The organism is Nocardia sp. NBC_00403 (assembly GCF_036046055.1).
Taxonomy (GTDB): Bacteria; Actinomycetota; Actinomycetes; order Mycobacteriales; family Mycobacteriaceae; genus Nocardia.
In genome coordinates, this window is sequence record NZ_CP107939.1 from 5,132,300 (window position 1) to 5,154,940 (window position 22,641).

General features: G+C 64.7%; 23 protein-coding genes and 1 pseudogene. 16 read left to right on the plus strand and 8 right to left on the minus strand.

What is annotated here, in order from left to right; all coding sequences use genetic code 11:
* Nucleotides 1-96 precede the first annotated feature (96 nt).
* Nucleotides 97-432, minus strand: a complete 336-nt coding sequence (locus OHQ90_RS22655; RefSeq protein WP_328400575.1) for an RNA polymerase-binding protein RbpA — start codon at nt 430-432, stop codon at nt 97-99.
* 237 nt (nt 433-669) lie between these two features.
* On the opposite strand from OHQ90_RS22655, the gene OHQ90_RS22660 reads away from it, so the two are divergent.
* On the plus strand, nt 670-996 hold the full coding sequence (locus OHQ90_RS22660; RefSeq protein WP_328400577.1) for a hypothetical protein: 327 nt from the start codon (nt 670-672) through the stop codon (nt 994-996).
* 146 nt (nt 997-1,142) lie between these two features.
* Here OHQ90_RS22660 and OHQ90_RS22665 read toward each other — a convergent pair whose 3' ends face one another.
* Both OHQ90_RS22665 and OHQ90_RS22670 read right to left on the minus strand, forming a co-directional pair.
* Nucleotides 1,143-2,252, minus strand: coding sequence for a hypothetical protein (locus tag OHQ90_RS22665; protein WP_328400579.1), 1,110 nt, complete (start codon nt 2,250-2,252; stop codon nt 1,143-1,145).
* 144 nt (nt 2,253-2,396) lie between these two features.
* The gene (locus OHQ90_RS22670; RefSeq protein WP_328400581.1) at nt 2,397-3,116 is read right to left on the minus strand and encodes a M23 family metallopeptidase; all 720 of its coding nucleotides are present in this window, start codon (nt 3,114-3,116) and stop codon (nt 2,397-2,399) included.
* Nucleotides 3,117-3,299: 183 nt separating this feature from the next.
* On the opposite strand from OHQ90_RS22670, the gene OHQ90_RS22675 reads away from it, so the two are divergent.
* A complete protein-coding gene (locus OHQ90_RS22675; RefSeq protein WP_328400583.1) occupies nt 3,300-3,623 on the plus strand; it encodes an ArsR/SmtB family transcription factor in 324 nt (107 codons plus the stop codon).
* A 14-nt stretch (nt 3,624-3,637) separates the two neighbouring features.
* On the opposite strand, the gene OHQ90_RS22680 is transcribed toward OHQ90_RS22675, so the two are convergent.
* Complete coding sequence (locus OHQ90_RS22680; RefSeq protein WP_328400585.1) at nt 3,638-4,624, minus strand: glycosyltransferase family 9 protein; 987 nt, start codon at nt 4,622-4,624, stop codon at nt 3,638-3,640.
* A 220-nt stretch (nt 4,625-4,844) separates the two neighbouring features.
* Here OHQ90_RS22680 and OHQ90_RS22685 point away from each other — a divergent pair, with 220 nt between their 5' ends.
* From OHQ90_RS22685 to OHQ90_RS22710, 6 genes and pseudogenes are all read left to right on the plus strand, one after another.
* Nucleotides 4,845-5,258, plus strand: coding sequence for a VOC family protein (locus OHQ90_RS22685; RefSeq protein WP_328400587.1), 414 nt, complete (start codon nt 4,845-4,847; stop codon nt 5,256-5,258).
* 83 nt (nt 5,259-5,341) lie between these two features.
* The gene (locus tag OHQ90_RS22690) at nt 5,342-5,923 is read left to right on the plus strand and encodes an HdeD family acid-resistance protein (protein WP_328400589.1); all 582 of its coding nucleotides are present in this window, start codon (nt 5,342-5,344) and stop codon (nt 5,921-5,923) included.
* A gap of 91 nt (nt 5,924-6,014) precedes the next feature.
* Nucleotides 6,015-6,372 (plus strand): annotated as a pseudogene (locus OHQ90_RS22695) (Rv2640c family ArsR-like transcriptional regulator).
* Between the two features lie 228 nt (nt 6,373-6,600).
* Nucleotides 6,601-7,494: an alpha/beta fold hydrolase gene (locus tag OHQ90_RS22700; protein ID WP_328400591.1), complete on the plus strand. Its 894-nt coding sequence runs from the start codon at nt 6,601-6,603 to the stop codon at nt 7,492-7,494.
* 283 nt (nt 7,495-7,777) lie between these two features.
* A complete protein-coding gene (locus OHQ90_RS22705) occupies nt 7,778-8,170 on the plus strand; it encodes a VOC family protein (protein WP_328400593.1) in 393 nt (130 codons plus the stop codon).
* 20 nt (nt 8,171-8,190) lie between these two features.
* Entirely contained in the window at nt 8,191-8,652 is a 462-nt protein-coding gene (locus OHQ90_RS22710; protein WP_328400595.1) for a sigma-70 family RNA polymerase sigma factor, read from the plus strand.
* Here OHQ90_RS22710 and OHQ90_RS22715 read toward each other — a convergent pair.
* Nucleotides 8,540-8,941, minus strand: coding sequence for a TetR family transcriptional regulator (locus OHQ90_RS22715; protein ID WP_328400597.1), 402 nt, complete (start codon nt 8,939-8,941; stop codon nt 8,540-8,542). The two genes, OHQ90_RS22710 and OHQ90_RS22715, sit on opposite strands and share 113 nt — an antisense overlap.
* Between OHQ90_RS22715 and OHQ90_RS22720 the strand changes: the two genes are divergently transcribed.
* The 7 genes from OHQ90_RS22720 to OHQ90_RS22750 are packed head-to-tail and all read left to right on the plus strand — an operon-like array spanning nt 8,940 to nt 15,756.
* The gene (locus tag OHQ90_RS22720; RefSeq protein WP_328400599.1) at nt 8,940-9,833 is read left to right on the plus strand and encodes a metal-dependent hydrolase; all 894 of its coding nucleotides are present in this window, start codon (nt 8,940-8,942) and stop codon (nt 9,831-9,833) included. The two genes, OHQ90_RS22715 and OHQ90_RS22720, sit on opposite strands and share 2 nt — an antisense overlap.
* Nucleotides 9,833-10,909: a PDR/VanB family oxidoreductase gene (locus tag OHQ90_RS22725; protein WP_328400601.1), complete on the plus strand. Its 1,077-nt coding sequence runs from the start codon at nt 9,833-9,835 to the stop codon at nt 10,907-10,909. Before OHQ90_RS22720 ends, OHQ90_RS22725 begins: the two co-directional genes overlap by 1 nt.
* Nucleotides 10,910-10,937: 28 nt before the next feature.
* Nucleotides 10,938-12,437: an aldehyde dehydrogenase family protein gene (locus OHQ90_RS22730; protein WP_328400603.1), complete on the plus strand. Its 1,500-nt coding sequence runs from the start codon at nt 10,938-10,940 to the stop codon at nt 12,435-12,437.
* 2 nt (nt 12,438-12,439) lie between these two features.
* Nucleotides 12,440-13,903 (plus strand): flavin-containing monooxygenase, encoded by a 1,464-nt coding sequence (locus OHQ90_RS22735; protein ID WP_328400605.1) that lies wholly within the window; start codon nt 12,440-12,442, stop codon nt 13,901-13,903.
* Nucleotides 13,900-14,793: a short-chain dehydrogenase/reductase gene (locus OHQ90_RS22740; RefSeq protein WP_442941156.1), complete on the plus strand. Its 894-nt coding sequence runs from the start codon at nt 13,900-13,902 to the stop codon at nt 14,791-14,793. Before OHQ90_RS22735 ends, OHQ90_RS22740 begins: the two co-directional genes overlap by 4 nt.
* A 49-nt stretch (nt 14,794-14,842) precedes the next feature.
* Nucleotides 14,843-15,229: an alpha/beta hydrolase gene (locus OHQ90_RS22745; protein WP_328400607.1), complete on the plus strand. Its 387-nt coding sequence runs from the start codon at nt 14,843-14,845 to the stop codon at nt 15,227-15,229.
* Between the two features lie 23 nt (nt 15,230-15,252).
* Nucleotides 15,253-15,756: an SRPBCC family protein gene (locus OHQ90_RS22750; RefSeq protein ID WP_328400609.1), complete on the plus strand. Its 504-nt coding sequence runs from the start codon at nt 15,253-15,255 to the stop codon at nt 15,754-15,756.
* Nucleotides 15,757-16,284: 528 nt separating this feature from the next.
* Here OHQ90_RS22750 and OHQ90_RS22755 read toward each other — a convergent pair.
* Nucleotides 16,285-17,352 carry an ADP-ribosylglycohydrolase family protein gene (locus tag OHQ90_RS22755; protein WP_328400611.1) on the minus strand — a complete coding sequence of 356 codons (1,068 nt, stop codon included), beginning with the start codon at nt 17,350-17,352 and terminating at the stop codon, nt 16,285-16,287.
* Nucleotides 17,353-17,684: 332 nt separating this feature from the next.
* Between OHQ90_RS22755 and OHQ90_RS22760 the strand changes: the two genes are divergently transcribed.
* Entirely contained in the window at nt 17,685-19,334 is a 1,650-nt protein-coding gene (locus OHQ90_RS22760; RefSeq protein ID WP_328400613.1) for a sulfatase-like hydrolase/transferase, read from the plus strand.
* A gap of 1,129 nt (nt 19,335-20,463) precedes the next feature.
* On the opposite strand, the gene OHQ90_RS22765 is transcribed toward OHQ90_RS22760, so the two are convergent.
* Nucleotides 20,464-22,005: a hypothetical protein gene (locus OHQ90_RS22765; protein ID WP_328400615.1), complete on the minus strand. Its 1,542-nt coding sequence runs from the start codon at nt 22,003-22,005 to the stop codon at nt 20,464-20,466.
* A complete protein-coding gene (locus OHQ90_RS22770) occupies nt 21,996-22,622 on the minus strand; it encodes a hypothetical protein (protein ID WP_328400617.1) in 627 nt (208 codons plus the stop codon). The genes OHQ90_RS22765 and OHQ90_RS22770 overlap by 10 nt, the downstream gene beginning before the upstream one ends.
* Nucleotides 22,623-22,641 lie beyond the last annotated feature (19 nt).

The following is a 22,641-nucleotide window of genomic DNA, read 5'->3' on the forward strand; positions in this document are numbered from 1 at the left end:
GCGCGGCCGGGCAGCAATGTTCCGGAGACGCGAAAGGCCGCTTATCTCGAACGAATTCGAGATAAGCGGCCTTCTTCGGTGTGCGGGGCCTGCGACCTAGGCGCGCCGACGGGTCTTCAGGAGGTCGAGGCGCTCCTTGAGCAGTTCCTCGAGTTCATCCTTGCTGCGACGCTCCAGCAGCATGTCCCAGTGGGTGCGCGGCGGCTTGACCTTCTTGGTCTCCTGGGTGGTGCCCTCCATGAGGGTGCCTTCCTGGCCGTTGCGGCACAGCCAGGTCGGGGGGATCTCGGCGTCGTCGGCGAACGGCACGTCGAATTCCTCGCCGTTGTCCGTCTTGTACCGAGCGATCCGCCGCGGAGCCAGGTCGTGGTCGCGATCGGTCTCGTAGCTCACCGCTCCGAGCCGACTGCCCCGGAGTACGCGATCTGCCATGGTGTGCCTCTCCCTAGGTGCTCGAGTCTTGTTGCGCTGCGACCGTGTCCGGACGAGCTCGCGCTCGCTGGACCTTATGTGCAACGAACGGGCCTGCGCTAATAGTTCCCGACACGGCGACGGTGAACCGTTCCATTGTAGTCGGTGCGCAGTACTGGCCGTGCCACGGCCGTGGTGTCGCCACTCCTGGGGACCTCCAGGTTCATTCAGTGGGACCGACCACTAATGTTCTGCCTCATGTCGCGCCGCTTGCTGGTGTCCTGCCTGTGGTGTGGGCGGGAAATCGTGGAATCGGAGGCCGGACGTCGTCGCCGGTACTGCCGCCAATCGTGTCGCCAACGCGCCTACGAACACCGCAACAGCTTGAAAGGGACAGGGATTCCCGACGACTCCGTTGTGCTCAGCGCACAGGAGGCGGCGGATCTGGCCGACCGCTGGTTCGCCGCGAGATGCGCCGCGGAGGACGTCGCTACCGCGATCGGTGAGGGCGCGAACACCGAGGAGCTGAAGGTTCTCAGCACGACGCTGCTCGAGCTGACCCGGGACGCCGAACGCTTGCGCTGACTCCCGCTCGGCATGGTGGAGTCGGGGTGTTGCGCGCTTAGGCCGCGTGGGCGCGGTGGCGCGATTGTCTCGGCACGAATCGAGCCGAGACTCCGCAGGCTGGGGAGTAGTTCGGCTGACGATCGGGGATCACGGTGGCGCGTGACTCAACCGAGCGGCTGAGCACCCGGTGTGCGGAGGCGAGACTTGGCGGCGAGCGGCTGAGTGGGATCGTCTGCCCTTTCGATTTCGGTTGCGCGATTGCGCAGATAGATGACGGTGAGCAGCAGCCCCATGATTGCCGCGAGCCCACCGGTGGCGGCCAGGGTGGCGCTGTCGGGGTGGATCAGCGACTGCGCTCGCATGGCCTGCCAGGTCACGATCGACAGCATCCCGGCGTAGCCGAGGGCCAGCACGCCCATGACCTCCGCGCGCGCATGTTCGGTGCGCAGCCATGGCAGCCGGGGGGCCAGCCAGGCCAATGCGAAGGCCGCGAGGAGTAACACCTGGATACCGTGCAGCCCGACGAAGTGCGGTACCCGCAGGTCGCCGCCGATCGTGCTCCAGTGGGTGATCGGCATACCGCCCATGCCGTCGCGGGGCATGTTCGCGGAGCGTGCGGCGTCGTCGAGGACGGTGTGTCCGGCGATGAGTTCCACGATGTCGCCGTTCGCATCGCGGACGCGCTGCTTACCCGTATATCCCATCTGGTATGCGATCGCCATCCCCGCGACGGCGAGTGCCAGGCCGGCGTGAATGGCACGCGCGATCGGCCGGTCGACGATTCGCTGCCACGAAAGAATCAGCGCGATAATCAGATTCGCGAGGAACAGGCCGGGGACGCCGGACATGAACACCTGCTGGCCGATCGAGTTCACGGTGTCGGTGCTGTAGTTGTTGAAGTGGCTGAAGGTGCCGCGGGCGGCCTGCACGGCGATGAAGCCGACGTCGGCGAATCCGGTGATCGCGAACACCGTGCCCAGCCACCAGGTGGACCGACTTCCCTTGTGCGGCAACGATAACAGCCACGCCAGCGTGAAGCCGTAGAGCAGGAAGGCGAAGCCGAACTTGAAGGGTTTGAGCCAGACCGACTCGCCGAGCAAGATCCGGTCGTCGATGATCATGCCGCCCACCGAGACCAGCATGAGCGCGGCCATCGCGGCCACCATCCACAGCAGCGGGCGGTGCAGTAGGCCTGCGGGGCGGACGCGGGTCGGGGTGCGGCGATGCCGGGGCGCGGTATCCCTGGCTGCGGAGTCGATGTCGATCGTCGGCATGCACCGACGGTAGGAATCGGCGCCGCTCGAACACGTCCCGCTACAGCGCCATTCGCGGCTGATACCGGAGTATTAGGGGAAGAACCGGAGGCGTTCGCGAGCTCCTGATCGACTCGCGAACGCCGCTGGACTATTCGGGGCGACTCAGTCGTCGGCCGCGTGCCCGACGTCGATGCCGCGAGCGGCAAGCCACGGCATCGGGTCGACCGGGCCGACGCCTGGCTGGTGCACTTCGTAGTGCAGGTGCGGGCCGGTGGAGAAGCCACGGTTGCCGACGGTGGCGATGACGTCGCCCGCGCGGACCTCCTGGCCGACATCGGCCAGGATGTCGTTCACGTGGCCGTAGACGCCGATGCTGCCGTCGTCCTGCTGGACGCGCACCCACAGGCCGAAGCCCGAGGCGGGGCCTGCCTCGATGACGGTGCCATCGGTGACGGCCGCGATCGGGGTGCCGATCGGGTCGGCGAAGTCGAGGCCTGCGTGCAGTGCGCCCCAGCGCGTGCCGAAGTTGGAGGTCAGTACGCCCATGATCGGGCGGACGGTGTGCGGCCGGGCGGCTTCGGCGGCTTCGGCGGCTATCCGGTTCTGCTCCCAGATCACGGCCTCGGGCACGACCGGCGGCGTCGGTGCCTCGGGCGGTGTGAAGGCGATGAACTGAACGGCGTTGCGGGCATCGGCGTCGGTCATCACGGCGGGGGACTTGCCTGCGATGAGCTGGCCTGCGGAAGTCGCATCGGCCTGATGGTGATCAGTTGCGGCCAGCACGCCGAATGCGGCGCTGACGATCGCGGTGACGGCGGCCGCTCGGGTGGCGACGCGGTACCGGCGGGAACGGCTGGTTGATAACGGAACGGTCACGGGCATGCTTTGAACGTACGGGAGTGTGATGCGGGTGCCGCAATCATGTGGTTACCGTCACAGTGGCACAAAAGCCCTGTTGATTGATCACAAGTACATAACGAAACTGCGTGGCAATCGAGCCGACCTGGTGAAATACCCCGATCGGCCGAATTGACCGATCGGATGCTAGTTGATCACACTACTTAAGTGGACACTAACGGAGTTCGTGCGCTGGAGGCGCTAGCCGACCCGACTCGCCGTGCGATCTTCGAGTCGCTGCCCACGGCGCCGTTATCCGTCGGTCAGCTGGCGACCACCGTCGGAGTGAGTAGCTCCGCGGTCTCCCAGCATCTGCGGGTGCTGCGCGAAGCGAGGCTGGTGATGGTGCGCCGCGACGGGAACCGGCGACTGTATTCCCTCGACCCGCGCGGGCTCGGCGACGCACGCGACTATCTGGAACAGTTCTGGCCGAGCGCGCTGGCCGCGTACGCGGCCGCGCTCAGCACCGCACGAGCCGTAGAGGGAATCTGACCGCAGGCGGTTGTTCAGCCCACCCGGCGGTAAGTGGCGCGGCGGCGATCGGTGCCGGTGCCCGGCCACGTGCGCTTGGTGAGCTGCTTGTCGACAGCGTTGATCACCTCGGTGACCCCGATCCGCAGCAGGCCCGGATCAGGGGTGTCGGCATCGGGGTCGCCGACCTGGCCCGCCCAGAGCACCGCATGCCTGCCGAGCAGGTGCGGGGGCGGTCCGCCCCAGCGCGGCGGGGTCGGGCCGAAAATCTGCACCGTCCTGGTGCCGAAGGCGGTGGCCAGATGCGCGACGCCGGTATCGCCGGAAATGACGAGCTCGGCCTCGGCGACAGTGGCAGCCAGCTCGATCAGGTTCTGTTCGCCCGCGAGCATCCGCCTGGTCGGCAGGCTTGCGCGTGCGGCGACATTCAACGCGATATCCCGTTCGGTCTCGTCGCCGGTGAGCACCACCTCGCGGCCGAGCACAAGTAGATGGCGGACGACGGCGGCGAATCGGTCCGGCGGCCAGCGCCGAGCCACAGCGCCTGCACCGATATGCACGACGACGCAGTCCCGATGGCTGGTCGTCGATACCGGCGGTACCAATCCGAGGTTGCGTCGATCGGCGACGATGCCGTCGGATTCGAGCAAATGACACCAGCGCTCGACGTCGTGCATGTCCGGCTGCCATTCCGGGCCTTCGAGGTCGGGGAAGGCGGCGTTGCGGTAGGTGAGGATGCGGCCGGGATCGGTCTTGGTGAGCGTGACGATGCTTTCGGCGCTCGGACCGTGCAGATTGACGGCGAGTTCGGGCTGCGGGCCGTCCCAGCGGAATGCGCTGAGCTCACCGGTCGGCACCATGGCGTCGACGGAGGCGATCAGGTCGACGATCGGCTTCAACCGGTGCGGCGCCGCCAAGACGATGTGGTCGTTGGGCCTCGCTCTGCGCAGCGCACGTAACGCCGGGACCGCGGTGAGCAGATCACCGAGGCCACGTGCCTGCAGCACGAGTACAACCGCCACCCTCTTCTCCTAGCCACCCGAGACTCACGAACCCGACCCGAACGCGCGCATCTGTGGTGCACACGACGAGAGTCACTTAGGGATGACTACCCGGCCTTTTCTGGCAGTAAACGTCGACGAGCCGGACGTTATTTATGCCACAGGCCCGGTATCCATGCCGCGGCATCAGTCCGGGGACTAATCTCCCAGGTGGCGGCAACCTACTCCCAAGGAGCGTCCCATGGTCTCCCGGCTCAACCCCTACATCAGTTTCGGAGACACGGCCCAGGTGGCACTGGAGTTCTATCGAGAGGTGTTCGGCGGAACCCTGTCCGTCGACACGTTCGGCAAGTTCGGCGACAAGGACGCGCCGGGCGCGGAGCTGGTCATGCACGGCATGCTGGAGACGCCGAGCGGGTTCACGCTGATGGCCTCCGACACCCCGCCCGGCATGGAATACAAATCGGGAAGCAGCATTTCGATCAGCCTCAGCGGCGACGAAAGCGCCGAACTACACGGCTACTGGGACAAGCTGGTCGAAGGAGGCGCTGTGACGGTGCCGCTGGAGAAGCAGATGTGGGGCGACGAGTTCGGCATGTGCACGGACAAGTTCGGCGTCGCGTGGATGGTTAACATAACTCCCGCCCATCAATAGGCGGATCGGGGTGGCCGTGACCACTCGGCGCGTTGTTCAGCAAATGGTCAGAAAACCACGCTGGCAGGGCCTAGCATTTCGATATGACGACAAACAGCGTGGTAGAGGGACCGCTGCAAGTGCTTGCTCGCAGTGCATGGCAATCAGTTCTGGTCACCGGCATCCTCTCGGTGATCCTGGGTGTCCTGATTCTGGTATGGCCGGGCAAGACGTTGTTGGTGGCAGGCATCATCTTCGGCATCTATCTGGTGGTTTCCGGTGTGCTGCAGTTGCTGGCCGCCTTCGGTGCGCCGGCGAGTGCCGGTATGCGCGTGCTCTCCTTCATCACCGGCGTCCTGTCGATCGTGATCGGCGTCTTCTGTTTCCGCGACGAGCTTGCTTCGATTCTGTTGCTCGGCGTTTGGATCGGTATTGCGTGGCTGTTCCGTGGCGTGGCTTCGGCGATGTCCGCGATCTCCGAGCCGGGACTGCCGGGGCGCGGTTGGATCGGTTTCTTCGGTGTGATCACTGCGATCGCGGGTGTCGTGCTGATTGTCTGGCCGGTCGAGTCGGTGGCGACGCTGGCGTGGGTTGCCGGCATCTGGCTGGTGGTCCTCGGCATCATGGAGATCATCACGTCGTTCGGTATTCGCAGGGACGCCAAGCGGCTGCAAGGGGGCCTCTGACCTCGCGAAACAATGTCCGGCCCGCGCCCGGGGTGCGGGCCGGATTCGTTTCTCCGGTCTCCAGGATTTCGATATATGTCAAGATGGCTGTATGCCGAAAACGTTGCCAACGATCGATGTCTCCGCACCGATGCTGCGCGCCGGTGGCCGCGGCGCCCGTCGATGACCGAGCCGCGCTCGAGGTGGCCCTTCGGTTGAAGGCGCTGGCGGATCCGGTTCGGGTGAAATTGATGTCGTTGCTGCTCGTGCAGCGTGACGGCAGCGTGAAAACCCGTAATCTGGCGGCGGCCGTCGCGCTCGCGGAATCCACGGTCAGCCATAATCTCGGGCAATTGCGCACCGCGGGGCTGGTGGAGTCGACGCGCCAGGGGATGAGCGTGCACCATGCGGCACGCCGAGATGCGTTGTCCGCCTTGTGTTTCGTGCTCGACCCCGAATGCTGCCGGTAGCCGGCCGCGACGTGGTTGCGGCAACTGGCGTGGCCGGTGACGGCCGCCCCAGTCGAGTAGATCTCGTCTGGGGCGACCCGGAGTCCGGGGAGGACAACCGCCCCACCGGCGTGTGGGTCGGGCGGAATGGCTTACTTCGGCTGCAAACTTCGGAAGTGCGGCACGCGCGACCGATAGCGGAGCAGAATTCCGGTTGAACCCACCACTGCGGGAAGGAGACGATGCGCGATGGACAGTAGTAACGCCGGCACGCCTTCCAGACCGGCCTGGATCCCTGCTGAGCTGTACCCATTCGCAAGCCACTTCGAAAAGATCGACGGTTCGCGGGTGCACTATGTCGACGAGGGCAGCGGGCCACCGCTGATCCTGCTGCACGGCAATCCGACGTGGTCGTTCCTCTACCGCGACGTGATCAAGGGGTTGCGGGATCAGTACCGCTGTATCGCGATCGACTATCCCGGGTTCGGACTCTCGCAGGCTTCTCCCGGGTACGGATTCACGCCCGCCGAGCATGCCCACGTGGTCGAACAGCTGGTCACGCGGCTCGACTTGCGTGATGTGACACTGATGGTGCAGGACTGGGGCGGCCCGATCGGATTTGCCGTCGCAACGCGACACCCCGACCGGTTCGTTGCGTTCGTGGTCGGCAACACGTGGGCGTGGCCCAAGTCCGATCCGGGTACCCAGGCGTTTTCACGGTTCTTGGGCGGTCCGATAGGGGGCCGGCTGATCCTGCACCACAATTTCTTCGTCGAACGGATCATCCCGGCCGGTGTCCGGCGCAAGAAACTGCCCGACGCGGTGATGGACGCCTATCGTGGCCCGTTCCCGACACCGGAATCACGCCGGCCGGTGCACGTGTTCCCTCGCGAAATCCTCCGCAGCAGAGCATTTCTCGCCGAAGTCGAGCAGGGGCTGGCCGTACTACGCGACCGTCCGGCGTTGCTGGTCTGGGGAACGAAGGACGTCGCGTTCCGTGCGCCCGAACGCCGCCGATGGGAGCAACAATTCGTGGACCATCGCACTGTCTTGCTGGATGGCGCGGGGCACTACATCCAGGAGGATGCTGCCGACGAGATCGTTGCCGCGATCATCGAGTGGCGCAATCCGGGGACGCCGTAGCATTCGCCGAAAATCGGGCGGATATGGCGTAGACGCAGGTGAAGCGGCTGAACGCTCGTTTTCGAGCCACACCACAGTCGCGGTATGCGGCATGAGGTGTGTCCCGTTTCGATCAGACTGAATCATGTACTGGGCCTGTACACGCGTGCCGCCGAGCCACACCGCGAGCGCCCGGTAACCACTTCGGCGGACGGTCCTGTTACCTTCTGCCGTCGGCACTCGTCATAGGTGCGACGACCGAATACGAATGGTCGTCGCACCAACGACTGAAGTGGAGAACAGGATGCTGACAAACATCATGTACGTGACGATCTACGTCACCGATCAGGACCGCGCGCTGGGGTTCTACACCGAGGGGCTCGGTCTGGAAAAGCGGATCGACTTCCCGGGGCCCGACGGACGTTTCCTCACCGTCGGCGTTCCCGATAGCCCGGTGCAGATCATCCTGTGGTCACATGCGGCGGCCGCGGGACAGCCCGCCGACGTGGGCCGGTACGCCGCGCCCGGTCCTCTCATCCTCGAATCCGACGATTTGCGAAAAGATTTCGAGGTCCTGCGTCAGCGTGGCGTCACCTTCGAACAGTCCGAACCCGAGGACTACCCGTTCGGGATCCGCATCGAGGCGGCGGATCCGGACGGCAACCGGATCTCGCTCCGTCAACAACGGAAGCCGTGACCGCCCACCCCTCCAGCCTCGTGACCGAGACGTTCGAAGCCCAGCGCGATCGGCTGCGCGCCGTCGCGTACCGCGTGCTGGGCTCGCACGCCGACGCCGACGCCGACGCCGAGGACGTGGTCCAGGAAGCCTGGATGCGCCTCGTCCGCCAGGACGCGACGACCATCGGCAACCTGGCGGGTTGGCTGACCACCGTGGTCGGCCGAATCAGCCTGGACCTCCTGAGATCCCGCCAGGCCCACCCCGAATCCGCTTATGGTCAGGAGTTTTCGGCCCTCGTGGTGACGCCGGACGACGACCCTGCGCCGGACGAGCAAGTGGCGCTGGCCGATTCGGTCGGCCTGGCCCTGCTCGTTGTGCTCGATTCGCTCACCCCGAGCGAGCGCCTGGCGTTCGTCCTGCACGACATGTTCGCGGTCCCATTCCACGAAATCGGCCAGATCCTGGGCAAATCCGCGGCAACCGGGGCTTGGCCTGCGTGATCGCCGCGCGCAGCCGCTCCCACCCCGATCCGGTGACCCGATCGACGTCGGCCTGTCGTGCGATGTCCTCGATCGTCGTCTTCTTGACGCCCACCTTTGTGAACTGGATGAGCGCGGCATCCAGGATGCGAGACTCCACCGAATCATCGATCTCGGGCTTGTTTGTCGAGGTCGCAGCTGTGGAGATCACGCCTCGACAATAGCAAGGAATAGTCGTCGTGCAACATGCACCGGCTATCTGTTGCTGCCACATTGCAATGGCAAATGTTGCAATGTACAGTCGGTGCATGGCTGAGACTTCCGGTGCAGCGGAGCACCACTACAGCGATGAAGCGCATGCGATCAATGCTCGGGACGTCCACTTCGACTTCGACTCGGTGCCGATGCACTACATCCCGGGTGAGGTGCTGGCCACGCACATCGTCAATGTCATGCACCTTGTGCTTCCCGAGGGTGAGCGAGCGATGGCCAACTGCCTGGCCGAAGCATTGCCGCTGATCCGGGACGAGCGGCTACGCGAAGAGGTTGCGGGATTCATCGGCCAGGAGTCGATGCACGCGAGCAGTCACGAAGGTGCGCGCCGCCACCTGCAATCAATCGGTCTCGACGTCGAACCGTATGTACGAAAGATTGCGTGGCTGGTCGACCGGATCCTCGGTGACCACGGACTGACCGGCCGAGCGAAGGACGCCTGGCTCAAAGAGCGTCTCGGCCTGTTCGCCGGTATGGAGCACTACACCGCCGTGCTGGGCGAATGGCTCCTCGAGGCCGACATCCTCGAGGAAAAGGGTATGCATCCGACGATGCTGGATTTGGTCCGCTGGCACGGTGCCGAAGAGGTCGAACACCGCAGTGTCGTTTATGACGCCTACATGCACGTCGACGGCAGCTATGCGCGGAAGGCGCGCACCGCAGTCCTCGCCAGTGCGACCTTGCTACCGCTGTTCATCGTCTCAACGGCGCACCTGTACCGGAAGGACCCGGAGCCGAACACGGGGCGGCTGTGGCCGCTGCAGTTCGTGAATGCCACGGTCCGCGGTGTCATCCCGAGCTTCACGGTGTTCTTCACCGAGCTGCCGCGTTATCTGCGCCCGGGCTTCCATCCGTCGCAGCTCGGCCCGATGGACACCGCGCTGCGTTACCTCGCCCGATCTCCCGCTGCGCGAGCAGCGGGCCACTGATGGGAACCGACACGGTGACACCGGAATTCACGCCGCCCGCGACCCTGCGTGTCCTCGGCGCGGTGATGGATGCTTACCTGCGGGTTTTCGTTGCCGGGTCCACCGCATCTCTGTTGTCGCGGTCGAACCCGGTGCGTCGCACCGGGTTCGAACTGGATCTTGTCGTCGAGGACGTTCGCATCGAGGCCGAGGATGTGGTGAGTCTGACGTTCACCGCATCGAATGGTGGGCCGCTACCTACATGGAAGCCGGGATCGCATCTCGATGTGTTCCTGCCCTCCGGACGCCAACGCCACTACTCGCTCTGCGGCAACCCCAGCGACCGTTTCCGCTACCGGATTGCCGTCCGGCGCATTGCGGACGGTGGCGGCGGATCGCGTGAGGTTCATGACGCGTTGTGCCCGGGCGACGCCGTCCGAGTGCGCGGGCCGCGCAATGCGTTCACGTTCATCGACGCGCCGTCGTATTTCTTTGTGGCCGGCGGTATCGGGATCACGCCGATCCTGCCGATGGTCAAGGCGGCCGACGCTGCCGGTGCTCGTTGGAAGATGGTGTATCTCGGCCGATCGCGCGAGACGATGCCATTCCTCGGCGAGTTGGAGCGGCTGCGGGGCGGCGAGCTCGACATTCGGCCCGACAGCGAGTTCGGCATCCCGAATGCCGCTGAACTGCTCCCGCGGGCGGAGGCCGGCGCCGCGGTGTACGTCTGCGGTCCGCCGCCCGTGTTGGCGGCCGCGCAACAGGCGATGTTCACTGTCAATCCGACGGGTTCGCTACACACGGAACGTTTCTCGGCTCTCCCGGTCGTGGACGGCAAGGAATTCGACGTCGAGCTGGCGCGCACCGGTGCGACTGTTCATGTGGGTGCCGAGGAGACCGCACTCGCCGCGATCAGGCGCGAGGTTCCCGGAGTCGTCTACTCCTGCCAGCAAGGGTTCTGCGGCACATGCAAGGTCGCGGTGCTCGCGGGCGACGTGGATCACCGCGACCGAACGCTCACCGACGGTGAGCGCGACACTCACATGCTCAGCTGCGTATCGCGCGCGGCGGGCGATCGACTCGTCCTCGACCTCTGATCGCGGCGCAGAAAGGGCAACGACGTCCATGACGGCAACAATCAAAACGGGTGCGAGCCAAGCTCTTTCCACCTTCGAGGTCCACGACCCCGCTACCGGGCATTCGGTGGGTAGCTACCCTGTGCATGCTGCCGCTGACGTCGACGCGACCGTCGCGACGGCTCACGATGCCGCCGCGTGGTGGGCTGCGCTCGGCTGCCCCGAGCGCCGTCGACGCTTGGATGCGTGGCGGGCCGAGATCACCCGCGGACGCGCGGAATTGGCCGAGACCATCCACACCGAGATGGGCAAGCCCGTTTCGGATGCGAAGCTCGAGATCGCGATGGCGCTCGAACACCTGAAGTGGGCCGCCGCCCATGCCGAGAAGGTGCTCGGCCGCCGCTCGGTGTCGCCGGGGCTGCTGGCGATCAACCAGGAGGCGACTGTCGAGTATCGGCCGTTCGGTGTCGTCGGTGTGATCGGCCCGTGGAACTACCCGGTGTTCACGCCGATGGGATCGTTGTCGTTCGCGCTTGCGGCCGGAAATGCGGTGGTGTTCAAGCCGAGCGAGTACGCCACCGGCACCGGCATATGGCTGGCAAACGCATTCGACGCTGTTGTGCCGGAACATCCGGTGCTGTCGGTGGTTACCGGTCTCGCCGAGACCGGCGCGGCATTGTGTCGCAGTGCCGTTGGCAAGATCGGCTTCACCGGCTCGACGGCCACCGGCAAACGGGTCATGGCGGCGTGTGCAGAGAACCTCACGCCGGTGCTGATGGAATGCGGTGGCAAGGACGCTTTGATCGTCGACGCCGACGCTGATCTGGACGCCGCGGCCGACGCGGCAGTATGGGGCGGACTGTCGAATGCCGGGCAGACATGTCTGGCCGTAGAACGCATCTATGTTCACGCGGATGTCCACGCCGAGTTCGTGGCGAAGCTGGTCGCGGCCGCGAGCGGAATCACCGCGGGCGGTGGCGATTCGAAGATCGGCCCGATCACCATGCCGAAGCAGGTAGCGGTGATCCGCAGGCATATCGAAGACGCGATATCGCGTGGTGCCACCGCGTTGCTGGGCGGGCCCGAAGCGATCGATGGGCAGTTCGTGCAACCAACGATCTTGGTCGATGTTCCGGAGGATTCGTCGGCTGTCACCGAGGAAACGTTCGGTCCCACATTGACCGTCGCGAAGGTGCGCGACATGGACGAGGCGGTCGAGCGCGTCAACGCCGGCGAATACGGTCTCGGCGCTACCGTATTCGCCCGGCGCAACGGCAGGCAGATCGCCGATCGCATCCGATCCGGCGGCACGTCGATCAATGCCTTTGTCGCGCACGCGACCATTCCGACACTGCCCCTCGGCGGAGTCGGTAGCTCCGGGTTCGGTCGCGTGCACGGACCCGACGGACTCGAGGAATTCACCTACGCGAAAGCCAGGACGCGCCAACGGTTCCCGTCACCGCTCGCGCTCACCACGTTCACTCGTAGCGCCGCGGTCGACACCGTCGTCGACCGGCTCGTTTCGGTGCTACATGGAAGGACCCGCTGACCATGGCTACCGACACTGAACACCGGCACATTGCGATCGTCGGGGCCGGTTTCGCCGGCATCGGTCTGGCGATAAAGTTTCGCGAAGCCGGGTTCGACGATCTCGTGATTCTGGAACGTGCCGATGACCTCGGCGGCACCTGGCAGGCGAACACCTATCCGGGCTGCGCGTGCGACGTTCCATCGCACTTGTACAGCTACTCCTTCGCCCCGAATCCGGAATGGTCGCGCACCTACGGCCGGCAGGAAGAGATCCTGGAGTACATCCGATCGGTGGCGGTGACCCACGATGTGGTGCGCCACATCCGCTACAGCGCGGAAATGCTCGATGCCCGGTGGGACGATGCGGAATCGCTATGGCGCGTCAGCACCGTGACCGGAGATTTCACCGCGGACTTCGTGATCTCCGCGACCGGCGTTTTCAGCGAGGCGAAATACCCTTCGTTGCGCGGGTTGGAGACCTTCCAGGGCAAGGCATTTCATTCGTTGCACTGGGATCATGAGCATGATCTGACAGGGGAGCGGGTCGCGGTAATCGGCACGGGCGCCTCGGCCGTGCAATTCGTCCCGGAGATCCAGCCCAAGGTCGGCGCGCTGACCCTGTTCCAGCGATCGGCGCCGTGGATCGTGCCGCGAATGGACCGCAGGACGCTCGGACTGGAGCGGCAGCTGCTGCGCCGAGTGCCACTGGCAGGCAAAGCGATTCGGGGTAGCTTCTACACATTGATCGAAGGCTTCGGCTTGATCGGGTTCGTGGACAAACGGTTCCGTCACCCGTACGAGCTGCTCGGCAAGTGGCAGCTGCGCCGTCAGGTCCGCGATCCGCACCTGCGCAAGGCGCTTACTCCGGACTACATGATCGGCTGTAAACGCGCGATCTTCTCCGACACGTATCTGCCCGCTCTCGATCGAGACAATGTCGAGGTCGTCACCGACGGCATCGCCGAGGTGCGCGCACACTCGGTCGTGACACGCGGCGGCGTCGAGATTCCGGTCGACACGATCATCTACGGCACCGGATTCGAGCCTGTCTCCGAGGCTTTCGGGCGATTCACCGGGCGCGGCGGCGTCACCATCGCCGAACTGTACGAGAAGCGTCCGCAAAGTTATCTCGGCAGTGCCCTGTCCGGATTCCCGAACTTCTTCTTCACTCTGGGGCCCTTCGGGGCGGCCGGAAACCAATCCGCGATCTACATGATCGAGTCACAGATCGCCTACATCGTGGACGCGTTGAAGACGATGCGGGCCGAGGGCGCACGCCGCGTGGAGGTACGGCCGGAAGCGCAGGAGGCGTTCCTCGACGAGATGCAGGAACGAAGCCGCTCGACGGTGTGGCTCACCGGCGGATGCCACAGCTACTACCAGACACCGGACGGCCACAATGCCGGCCTCTACCCGAACTGGAGTTTCGAATACCGAAGTCGTACAAGCCGATTCGATGCCAGCTCCTATGAAGTGAGTGCATGATGGACATAGGACAGCTCAACCCGCTGCGCTGGATCGGTAGCACCGCATATGAGGTGCGCAACAAGACGGTGCTGATTACGGGAGCCGGGCAGGGAATCGGCCTGGAACTGGCGAAGATCCTGTACGCCCGCGGGGCTTCGGTCGCGCTGGTGGACATCGACGAAGGCGCCGCCCGCATCGCGGCGGAAGCACTCGGAGATCGCGCCTGTGCGATCGCTGCGGACGTCGCGGATCGTGAGTCGACGGACGAGGCGATCGCGCAGGCAGTGGCCAGGTTCGGCGGCCTCGACATCGTAGTCGCGAACGCGGGTGTGGTCCCGCGTCCGGCGACGTTGCGAACCATGGACGGCAGCGATTTCGACCGCGTCATCGGCATCAATCTCACCGGTGTGTTCAATACGGTTCATCCGGCCCTCGACCACGTGATCGCCGCGAAAGGTCATGTGGTGGTGGTCTCGTCGGCGGCTGCCTTCGCGCCCGGTATGGGCGGTGCGCCGTACATGATCAGCAAGGCGGGCGTCGAGCAACTCGGGCGCGCGCTCCGGGTCGAACTAGCCGCAGTCGGTGCTACGGCCGGCGTCGCCTACTTCGGCGTTGTGGAGACGGCCATGACACACGACACCCTCGATCGCGACGACCTGGGCCGCGCGCTCGGCGACATGCTGCCATGGCCGCTCAACGTGCGAATCACCGCGGCCGAGGCCGCCGAGACGATTGCCGACGGCATCGGTCGGCGAGCCGCGCGGACCATCGCCCCTAGCGGCTGGGAGCCGTACGCCCTCTTGCGCGGAGCGGTAAACGTCGTGCTTGACAACCGACTCGCCCGCGACGCCGGGGTGCAGGCGCTGGTCCGCGAGGTCGAACAGCGCAACGGCCGGCCTGCATCATGACCACCGCCGAGGATCGGTGCGCTCCCGGATTTCTCGTCAGCTGGCGGGTGTGACAGTTCGCCCCGCCACCAGTATGGCTCCGGTCGATCGGCACGGCATTCGGGTAGCACGGCAACGGTGGCGCGGGCCCGCGCCACCGTCGATGTACAACAGCGACGGTTCTGCCGATCCGCGCCTGGAATTGCGTCCGACGCGTGGAATGACGTTGCCGCCGACAGTGATCCAGGTCGGTGACGCCGAGTTCCTGACCGTGGACTCGATCGAACTCGCCGACCGGCTCGACCGAGCGGGTGCGCGATGCGAGCTGCAGGTGTGGCCGGATCAGATGCACGTCTTCCATGCCTTGGCGGCCCTGATTCCCGAGTCGCGCTCGGCATACCGCGCGGCCCTGTTCATCACGACCAATCTCGACCGTGCCACCACCATCGCGGTCTGAGCACTCCGAAAAGGACGACAGCCATGGCACGCAAGTACGCCCTCGACGAATCCGACGACACGTTTCTCGCTACGGCCGGCCGCCGCTACGTACACGTCATCGATCTCCTGGCCCCTCCGGGGAGGGTATGGGAAGCATTGTGCGCCGACGATGCCCTCGTGTCGTGGTCATCGATCGTCACCCGAGTGGAATGGACCAAGCCACGGCCCTTCGGAGTGGGCACCACGCGCGTGGTGACACTGGCAGGCGCGGTCCGGCTCGAGGAACGGTTCTACCGCTGGAATGTCGACGAGCGCATGACATTCACCGTCGACGCGGCATCCGTCCCGGGCCTACGTCGCTTCGGCGAGGACATCGCCCTCGAAAAGACGACTGGCGGTACGAGATTGACATGGACGTTCGCGTTGGAAGGCGAGACGGGCGTCCAGCCGTTGTTGTGGCTGCTCGACCCGGCCAATCGCATCGTCACCTCGGGTATCGCGCGTGGCATCGGCCGCCGCGTCCGGGACAGCAGTGCTACTGCATGACCGAGTTTGCGCCGGTGGCGACCCTGCTGGGACCGGAAGACCATGAGAAGGGCCTGCTGCGTTCTGCTGGTCGAGCAGCACCGCATGTCGAGGCGAGTTGCCGATCTCCGGTGCCGGCAAGATTCTCGAGCGCGAGCTGCGCAAGAAGTATGGGGGAGAGGACGCGCGCCAAGTGAACTGACCTCGCCCGGGCCGACTCAGCGAGGCGGCGGCCCGGGTCGGTGTCGTGGTCGCAATCGGGTTCGAAAAGCGGACGGAGCCACGGTCGACGTGTCGGATACCCGCGGTCGATCGAGAACGTTTCGCCGAGCATGCCGCTCAGGTCATCGAGCCGATAGCGCGGGCCCGCTCATCCAGGATCGGAAGCGGCGCGGCCCGAGATCGTTGAGGTCGAGGGCTCGCGCCTCCTTCGCTGCTGATCGACCAAATGGCGTCTCGGTCACCGCCATGGACGTGGTCAGCGGTCGGGAGTTCGGAGGTTACCAACCGGGCCGTTCGCAACCCCGCGTAGACGTCACGGGCGTCCTGTCATCGGCCTTCGTCGAACGGGTATCGGGCATGGAGTGCGGACCGGTCGCCGAGTCCATAGTTCATGACGAGGTCATCGGCGACCTGGACCAGCACATCTCGCCCCTCGACCGCAGATATCCAATCCATCGGCAGCCCGGAGACGCCATAGATGGCGCCGATCAGGTTGCCGGCGACCGCGCCGGTGGAATCGGAGTCACCCGAGTGGTTCACCGACAACAGCAGTGCTGCGCGCACATCGTTCGTCTTGGCCGCGTGTAGGGCGCAGAACGCAGCGATGGCCAGGCACTCCTCGGCGATCCACCCCGCGCCTACCTGCTCGAGGAGTTCGGCCGTGGCTGCATGCTCGGACAACTCGACGGCGCGTGTCAGTGCCGCCGCTGTTTCCGCTGCTGCGGGTATCTCCGTGAGCTGGGTGACCGTCTGCTGCACGGCAATTGGCAGTTCGATACCGCTCACCACGCGATCGATCAGTGCCGCGAACGCACCAGCCGCGAGATATCCCGTGGGATGCCCGTGGGTCAACTGCGCAGCCCCCGCGGCCGTGGCGAACGCACGATCAGGCCCCATGCCGGCCAGTCCGAACGGCGCGGAGCGCATCACTGTGCCGCATCCTTTCGACCCCGGATTCACCGGACCGGGTTCACCGAACGGGTGCGGCGCGAGATATCCCCGTTCTTGCTGACCCAGCCCCGACATGCACGCATTCCCCGGCGCACGCACCGCATACAGAAACGGCAGACCGGCCAGCCAGCCATCGATATCCGATGCTGGTCCCTCCTGCCGCTGAGTCTGTAGCCAGCGTAGATACGCCCGGCGCAGCGCGGGCACGGGATCGACACCGGGCACCGACCGCAACAACCCCTCCGCGGTGAACAGGGTCATCTGGGTGTCATCGGTGATCTGCTGCGGCGCGTCCTCGGCATACTGCGGTAGAAATCCCGTCACACCGTCAGGGCCATACCGCTCGCGAATCTGCTGGAGCTGCAGGAATTCGATGGGCCACCCGAGCGCGTCACCAACCGCCCCGCCTAGCAGGGAGCCCCGAACCCGGTCGAAGACCGTCATGTAATCCACCACGAGACACCATCATTACGCATCTATTCCGCACAGGTCCTTCCGCCTTGCCCGCTACGCGGCGACGCGCCCCAACGATGAACACGCACATACCCCGGACGATCGCTCTGTTCGGTGACCTCCGCTGCGCGACTGCACTGGGAATCCACGCAGCCTGCCTCCCGAATCCACGAGTACATCGACGTTATAGTGCCGATTGCGGTCGAGTCCGGCGTACCAGGTGAGGCTCCCCGGATCCGTAGTGACGCTTTCGCTGGGTTCCGACTGCTCGATCGGATCCCAGGTAGTCGACATGTGCAACATTCCGTGAACGGAGTAGAAGCGTGACGATCAGCAGGCGTGGTTTCTTTGCCCGCGGTGCCGCGGCCGCAACGGCTGCCACCGCGGCGTCGGGCGCGACGGGGGCCGGTAAAGCCCGCGCCGATGTCGACCCTGATAGGCCGAACATCCTCATTGTGCTCGTAGACGAGATGCGTGCGCCGATGTGGTTCCCCGACCAAGAAGCGTTGGACGGCATACTGCCGCATATCGCTCGAATCCGCAGAGGCGCTGTGTCATTCGAGCAGCACTACACCGCGGCCAACGACTGCACACCGTCGCGTGGAGTCCTGCTGACCGGCTTGTACTCTCATCAGACCGGTTGCATGATGACCTCACAGTCGACGTTGTCACCGTTGTTCCCCACTTGGGGCTCGATGATCCGCGAACACGGATACGAGACGACGTGGTGGGGAAAGTGGCATCTCGGCCACGATTCGGACACGATTCCAGGATCGCTGGCGAATTATGGATTCACAGGCGGCACCTATCCGTCGCCCAACGGTGCGCCCGGACAGGGCTTGCAGATGGACCCGGCCATCGTCGACCAATTCATCGGATGGCTCGATGCGGAAGCAGGTCGAGCGCCGTGGTGCTGCACGGTGTCGTTGGTCAATCCGCACGACATCCAATGGTGGCCTCGATGGACCCAACGCCTCCAAGCGCAGCTCGACATTCCACGCTGGATGAACGACCTGCCCGCGAACTACGAAAGCCTCGAGCAGCTGGCTCAGAAGCCTCGCCTGCAGCTTGCATTGGTGGAAGCCTCGGCCGTCGCGTTCGGGTGGGCTCCCTACGGAACTCCCGGTGCCGAGCAGCAGTGGATCGACATGCGCAACTTCTATCTGTGGCTGCAACAGCAGGTCGATATCCAGATCGGCCGAGTGCTCGACGCGCTGTACGAGCGCCCGGATGTCGCCGCCAACACCGTCATCGTCTTCACCTCCGACCACGGGGACTACGCGGGCTCGCACGGGCTGCACGGTAAAGGCGGCGCCGCCTACGACGAGGCGATCAGGGTACCGCTGTATGTGCACGATCCCCGCGGTCTACTCAGCCCCAAGTCTTCGACCAGTACCCGTGAACAGCTCACCTCCAGCGCCGATATCACCCCGCTGCTGCTGACGATCGCCTCGGGCGGGAGCGCATGGCGCGGGGACGCGAGGTACGCACACCTCGCCGATCGCCTCGACATCGCTGACCTGTGCCGCGATAGGAGCAAACCGGGGCGGCCCTGGATCGTGCACGCCACCGACGAACCCACCATCGAAGAGGCGGCCGTGCTCTTCAACCAGAATGCACCTGCACACGTTGCAGCGGTGCGCACCGCTGATGCGAAATACGTGTCCTATTCACACTTCATCAACGGACGAATAGAAGTAGACCCAGCTCAGCAACAAGAATTCGAGCTCTATGACTACGCGGCGGCGGGCGGGCAACTCGAACTCGACAACCAAGCCGCACGTAACGGTGATCTGCGCGCCCAGATGGAACCGCTACTGCAACAAGCCATTGCGGAACTGAACCAGCCGCTCCCGGGCTACCTGCGCCAAGCCCAGGAGCAGGGCTGGGCGGATTATCTTGCACAGGAACACAATATTCTCGCAATTGCGCAACACGTGCTCGGCGAATTGCAAAACGCCCTGCCCAAGTAGTCTCGGGCCGGATCGTCATGGCTTGATCATGCCGAGTGCTGCGGCCGGCGTACTCACCGGCGCGGTGTCTTGTGTCCAAGTTATTTTGTGACGGTGTGGGCAATGTTATCGGAGTTAGAAAGAAGATGGTGCGACGCAATTGTCAAGACAATAGTTTCGACAACGGACTGACTAGTTCTGATGCGGCAACCCGGAATAGTGCCAGACTAACTGCATGGACCAGGGAAGTGGTGATCCCCTTCGGGCCAGTGGGATACCCGGTCCAGCCCTTTGCCGAGCGGCCCCGACCAGGCTTTTGTGGAGCTTCACGCTCGACGCATGGCGGCAGTGGAATATGCGCCGGACTCAGATGCAAATACCGATACTGGCGGATCCGAATGGCAACCAGAGGCACACTGTCACGGAGCCGACTACTTGCACTACTTCGGGCGCCGATGGCGACGGTTCCGCCGACGCGATAGCAGGTGCGATCATCCCGAGGGATGATACTGTGGCGACTGCGGCCAGCAAGAGTGCTAATTTGGTTCGCATGGCGAACTCCTTCGGGTTGAGCAGATGGAATTGATCCCAACAATTCTGGATCGATATGAAGGACATTGAAAGAGGGTTAATCCTCTAGTGTCGAGACATGTTCGACTGAGGCTGATTTTTTCCAAATAGACCTTCCATGGCTACTTGATTGGTGCCGTAATGATGTCCGGTTGTGACCGCTACTAGGGTCATCCTCGGTTCGGGTGGCACGCGCAGGTCCGATGTCGGCCGTTATTGATGCCACTATTGTCGAATATGTCCGGATTGTGGTTTACGTCGCCCTTTGCCGCAAAATATGAGACCCGGTCCGAATAGGGCCGGGTCTCCGGGTTTCGGGCTGTTCAGCGCGGGGCGAGGCGGTCGACCACGATCCGGACTTGAAAGTGGTCGTGTCGAGCAGTTCGAGGTGGCTGAGGGCGCGGCCCTCGAAGGGTTTCTTTCGGTCGGTTGACGGACCTACGCCGACGTCGGCCCGAGTCACCGTCGCGGGAGCCGGCGAGTCAACCGCGAACGTCTGCCACCGGCATCCCATAGACCCGACCGGTCGCGCTCTCGCCGGTCGACCGGCGGTCCGGAACGCCGCGCCAGCCGAGTCGAATCAGGATCGGTTCAAGGTCAGATCCAGCCGGGCGATGTGGAACCGAGTATCGGTGACATCGACAGAGGTTTCCGTGAAACGGTTCCCGCCCAGTACGTTTCGGACGAATTCGCGTACCACGGCGGGCTGCGCGTCGAGGCCCGCCAGCAGCTCCGGCGCCAGTTCTATCGTCCCGTCGAAATATCGTGGCTGACTGGAGATTCCCGGCCGCTGTGGCGTCTGGCGCAACCCGTCGACTGTGTGCAGAATCAGATCCAGCTGCTTACCGTCGCCGAAGTCGATCCGAAGCGGTGTCGGGGTGACGGCCACATCGAAGGTGTGCACTTGTGCTCTCCACCCCTGCGCAAAGACGCCGTCATAGTCATACGGCGAAGGGGCCGCCAGCGTATCGAGCGAACGATCGGTCGGCGAATTCTCCAGCACGGCCCCGGCAAGAGGCTGATCGGTACGGACGAATGTCCAAGACTCGTCGGTGAGTTGCTTTGTCCAGTAGCCGGTTCGACCGCCGTCACGGCCCTCGACTCGCAGTTCCAGGGCCGACGAGCCGGGCCCGGTCCGGTGAATGGAGATGCGGTCGGTGATTTCACCCGGCACCTTCGGCTGCCGCATCCAGTCCGGTGCGGGCAGCTGAATCGCGGCGTATCGGCTGTCCAAGCGTTCCGACAGCATGTCGGGAGCCTCGGGCAGTTCGCTCTGATCGTGATAGGAGTAGCGAAAGAACACCTTGTCGGCGCCGGAGATGTCGAAATCGTAGAGGCGCGTATAGAAGTCGCCGAAACGGTTGACGATCAGCGAGGTCGATGCGCTCGTGGACAGCGCGATCGCCTGGAACCGACCGCCGTGCGGCGTCGCCATCTCGTAGCTGTGATCCACCGGCAACCAGGGATCGATGTACTGGATGCGCTGACCATCGTGGGTGAGCGCATAGACGTGCGACACCTTCGCGCCGCCGACCGGGTGATCGTTGCCGGCGGTATCTCGCCAGACGTGGTCCTCGTTGGGTGAGAGAACCGACCAGGACCAGGTGCGAGTGCCCGGAGGCAGCGTGTTTCCGGGGCCGGTCCACAGTGGGGTGCCGTAGCGGCTGCTCCAGTTCCAGTCCCGGGGTGCGCTGAGCGCGTGGTCCATGGTGTAGAACCGGCCGTCGCGGTCGATCATCATCACCTCGTCGTCGTCGGCGGAGACACCGGCGACGCGACCCTCCAAGCAGCCCGGTAGCGCCACGGTGCGCCAACCGCCCTGGGCGGCGGACTCTTTCACATATACGTGGCCGTCGCGGTTGGCGAATGTCCAGCGTCGGTTGAACGAGTCGGTGGGGGTGCGGAAGTGGATCCGCTCGGGCAGGTCGACGGCGGCAGGAGCCAATGCCGCCAGTCCGGCAGTGGATTCGTCGACTGTCACTTCCGGGGTGCCGACCGTGCCCACCGGCGCACAGCCGGGGTCCGCGACAGTCACCGAATGCGTTGCCACCCCGGCCAATACCAGCCCGGTCACAGCGACGACGGCGGTACGCCGGATGGCTTCGGGTCGCATCACAGCCATCCCGCGGCGCCGAAGCCGAGGATCGCGACGGCGTCGACGCCGAGGATCGCGCCGAGAGTGAGTGCTTTGGCGCGCACGGTGGGTAGATCATGCACAAAGAAGCAGACCGCGAAGAACGGTACATAGCCGATGAGCCAGATGAGGACGGGGAAGCCCGGCCGCCACCACGACCATTCCCAGGTGAGTACCCCGACCTTGTTGAGCAACACTTCGACGCCGACCGCCGCGGCCGAGTTGGCCGCGATGAGAACTGGCCGGTTGGGCAGGCCGAAGATGCGGGTCTCGCGGGGCGGCAACATCTTTGCCGCCGCGATCCCCATGATGGCGAACATGAAGCAGATCTCGATATTGAGGCCGATGAGGATCTGATATGCGGTGGGGCCGGCCGCGCCCCAGACCGGCGCCCGATCGGTGAAATGAAAGACCAGGGCGTTCCAGATCTCGTTGAACCAGTCCATGCCCCACAAGGCGAGTCCAGCGAACAGGACATTCCAGTTCCGTCGTTCGATTTCGACGGCATAGATGTAGATGACGATCAGCAGAAGCGGGATCACATACCACTTGAATTGACTCGCATCGCGAAGTATCTCGAGCGCCTCTCGGGCGTTGTCGGTCAACGGCGCACCTCCCTCTCGT

What these genes read in the sequence shown, in the direction of transcription:
- OHQ90_RS22670 (WP_328400581.1), bottom strand. Translation starts at nt 3,116, where the DNA reads ATGCCCGTGACCGTTCCGTTATCAACCAGCCGTTCCCGCCGGTACCGC.
- OHQ90_RS22665 (WP_328400579.1), bottom strand. Translation starts at nt 2,252, where the DNA reads ATGCCGACGATCGACATCGACTCCGCAGCCAGGGATACCGCGCCCCGG.
- OHQ90_RS22725 (WP_328400601.1), top strand. Translation starts at nt 9,833, where the DNA reads ATGGGAACCGACACGGTGACACCGGAATTCACGCCGCCCGCGACCCTG.
- OHQ90_RS22660 (WP_328400577.1), top strand. Translation starts at nt 670, where the DNA reads ATGTCGCGCCGCTTGCTGGTGTCCTGCCTGTGGTGTGGGCGGGAAATC.
- OHQ90_RS22755 (WP_328400611.1), bottom strand. Translation starts at nt 17,352, where the DNA reads ATGACGGTCTTCGACCGGGTTCGGGGCTCCCTGCTAGGCGGGGCGGTT.
- OHQ90_RS22705 (WP_328400593.1), top strand. Translation starts at nt 7,778, where the DNA reads ATGCTGACAAACATCATGTACGTGACGATCTACGTCACCGATCAGGAC.
- OHQ90_RS22715 (WP_328400597.1), bottom strand. Translation starts at nt 8,941, where the DNA reads ATGCACCGACTGTACATTGCAACATTTGCCATTGCAATGTGGCAGCAA.
- OHQ90_RS22735 (WP_328400605.1), top strand. Translation starts at nt 12,440, where the DNA reads ATGGCTACCGACACTGAACACCGGCACATTGCGATCGTCGGGGCCGGT.
- OHQ90_RS22730 (WP_328400603.1), top strand. Translation starts at nt 10,938, where the DNA reads ATGACGGCAACAATCAAAACGGGTGCGAGCCAAGCTCTTTCCACCTTC.
- OHQ90_RS22720 (WP_328400599.1), top strand. Translation starts at nt 8,940, where the DNA reads ATGGCTGAGACTTCCGGTGCAGCGGAGCACCACTACAGCGATGAAGCG.
- OHQ90_RS22655 (WP_328400575.1), bottom strand. Translation starts at nt 432, where the DNA reads ATGGCAGATCGCGTACTCCGGGGCAGTCGGCTCGGAGCGGTGAGCTAC.
- OHQ90_RS22740 (WP_442941156.1), top strand. Translation starts at nt 13,900, where the DNA reads ATGATGGACATAGGACAGCTCAACCCGCTGCGCTGGATCGGTAGCACC.
- OHQ90_RS22750 (WP_328400609.1), top strand. Translation starts at nt 15,253, where the DNA reads ATGGCACGCAAGTACGCCCTCGACGAATCCGACGACACGTTTCTCGCT.
- OHQ90_RS22685 (WP_328400587.1), top strand. Translation starts at nt 4,845, where the DNA reads ATGGTCTCCCGGCTCAACCCCTACATCAGTTTCGGAGACACGGCCCAG.
- OHQ90_RS22700 (WP_328400591.1), top strand. Translation starts at nt 6,601, where the DNA reads ATGGACAGTAGTAACGCCGGCACGCCTTCCAGACCGGCCTGGATCCCT.
- OHQ90_RS22690 (WP_328400589.1), top strand. Translation starts at nt 5,342, where the DNA reads ATGACGACAAACAGCGTGGTAGAGGGACCGCTGCAAGTGCTTGCTCGC.
- OHQ90_RS22765 (WP_328400615.1), bottom strand. Translation starts at nt 22,005, where the DNA reads ATGGCTGTGATGCGACCCGAAGCCATCCGGCGTACCGCCGTCGTCGCT.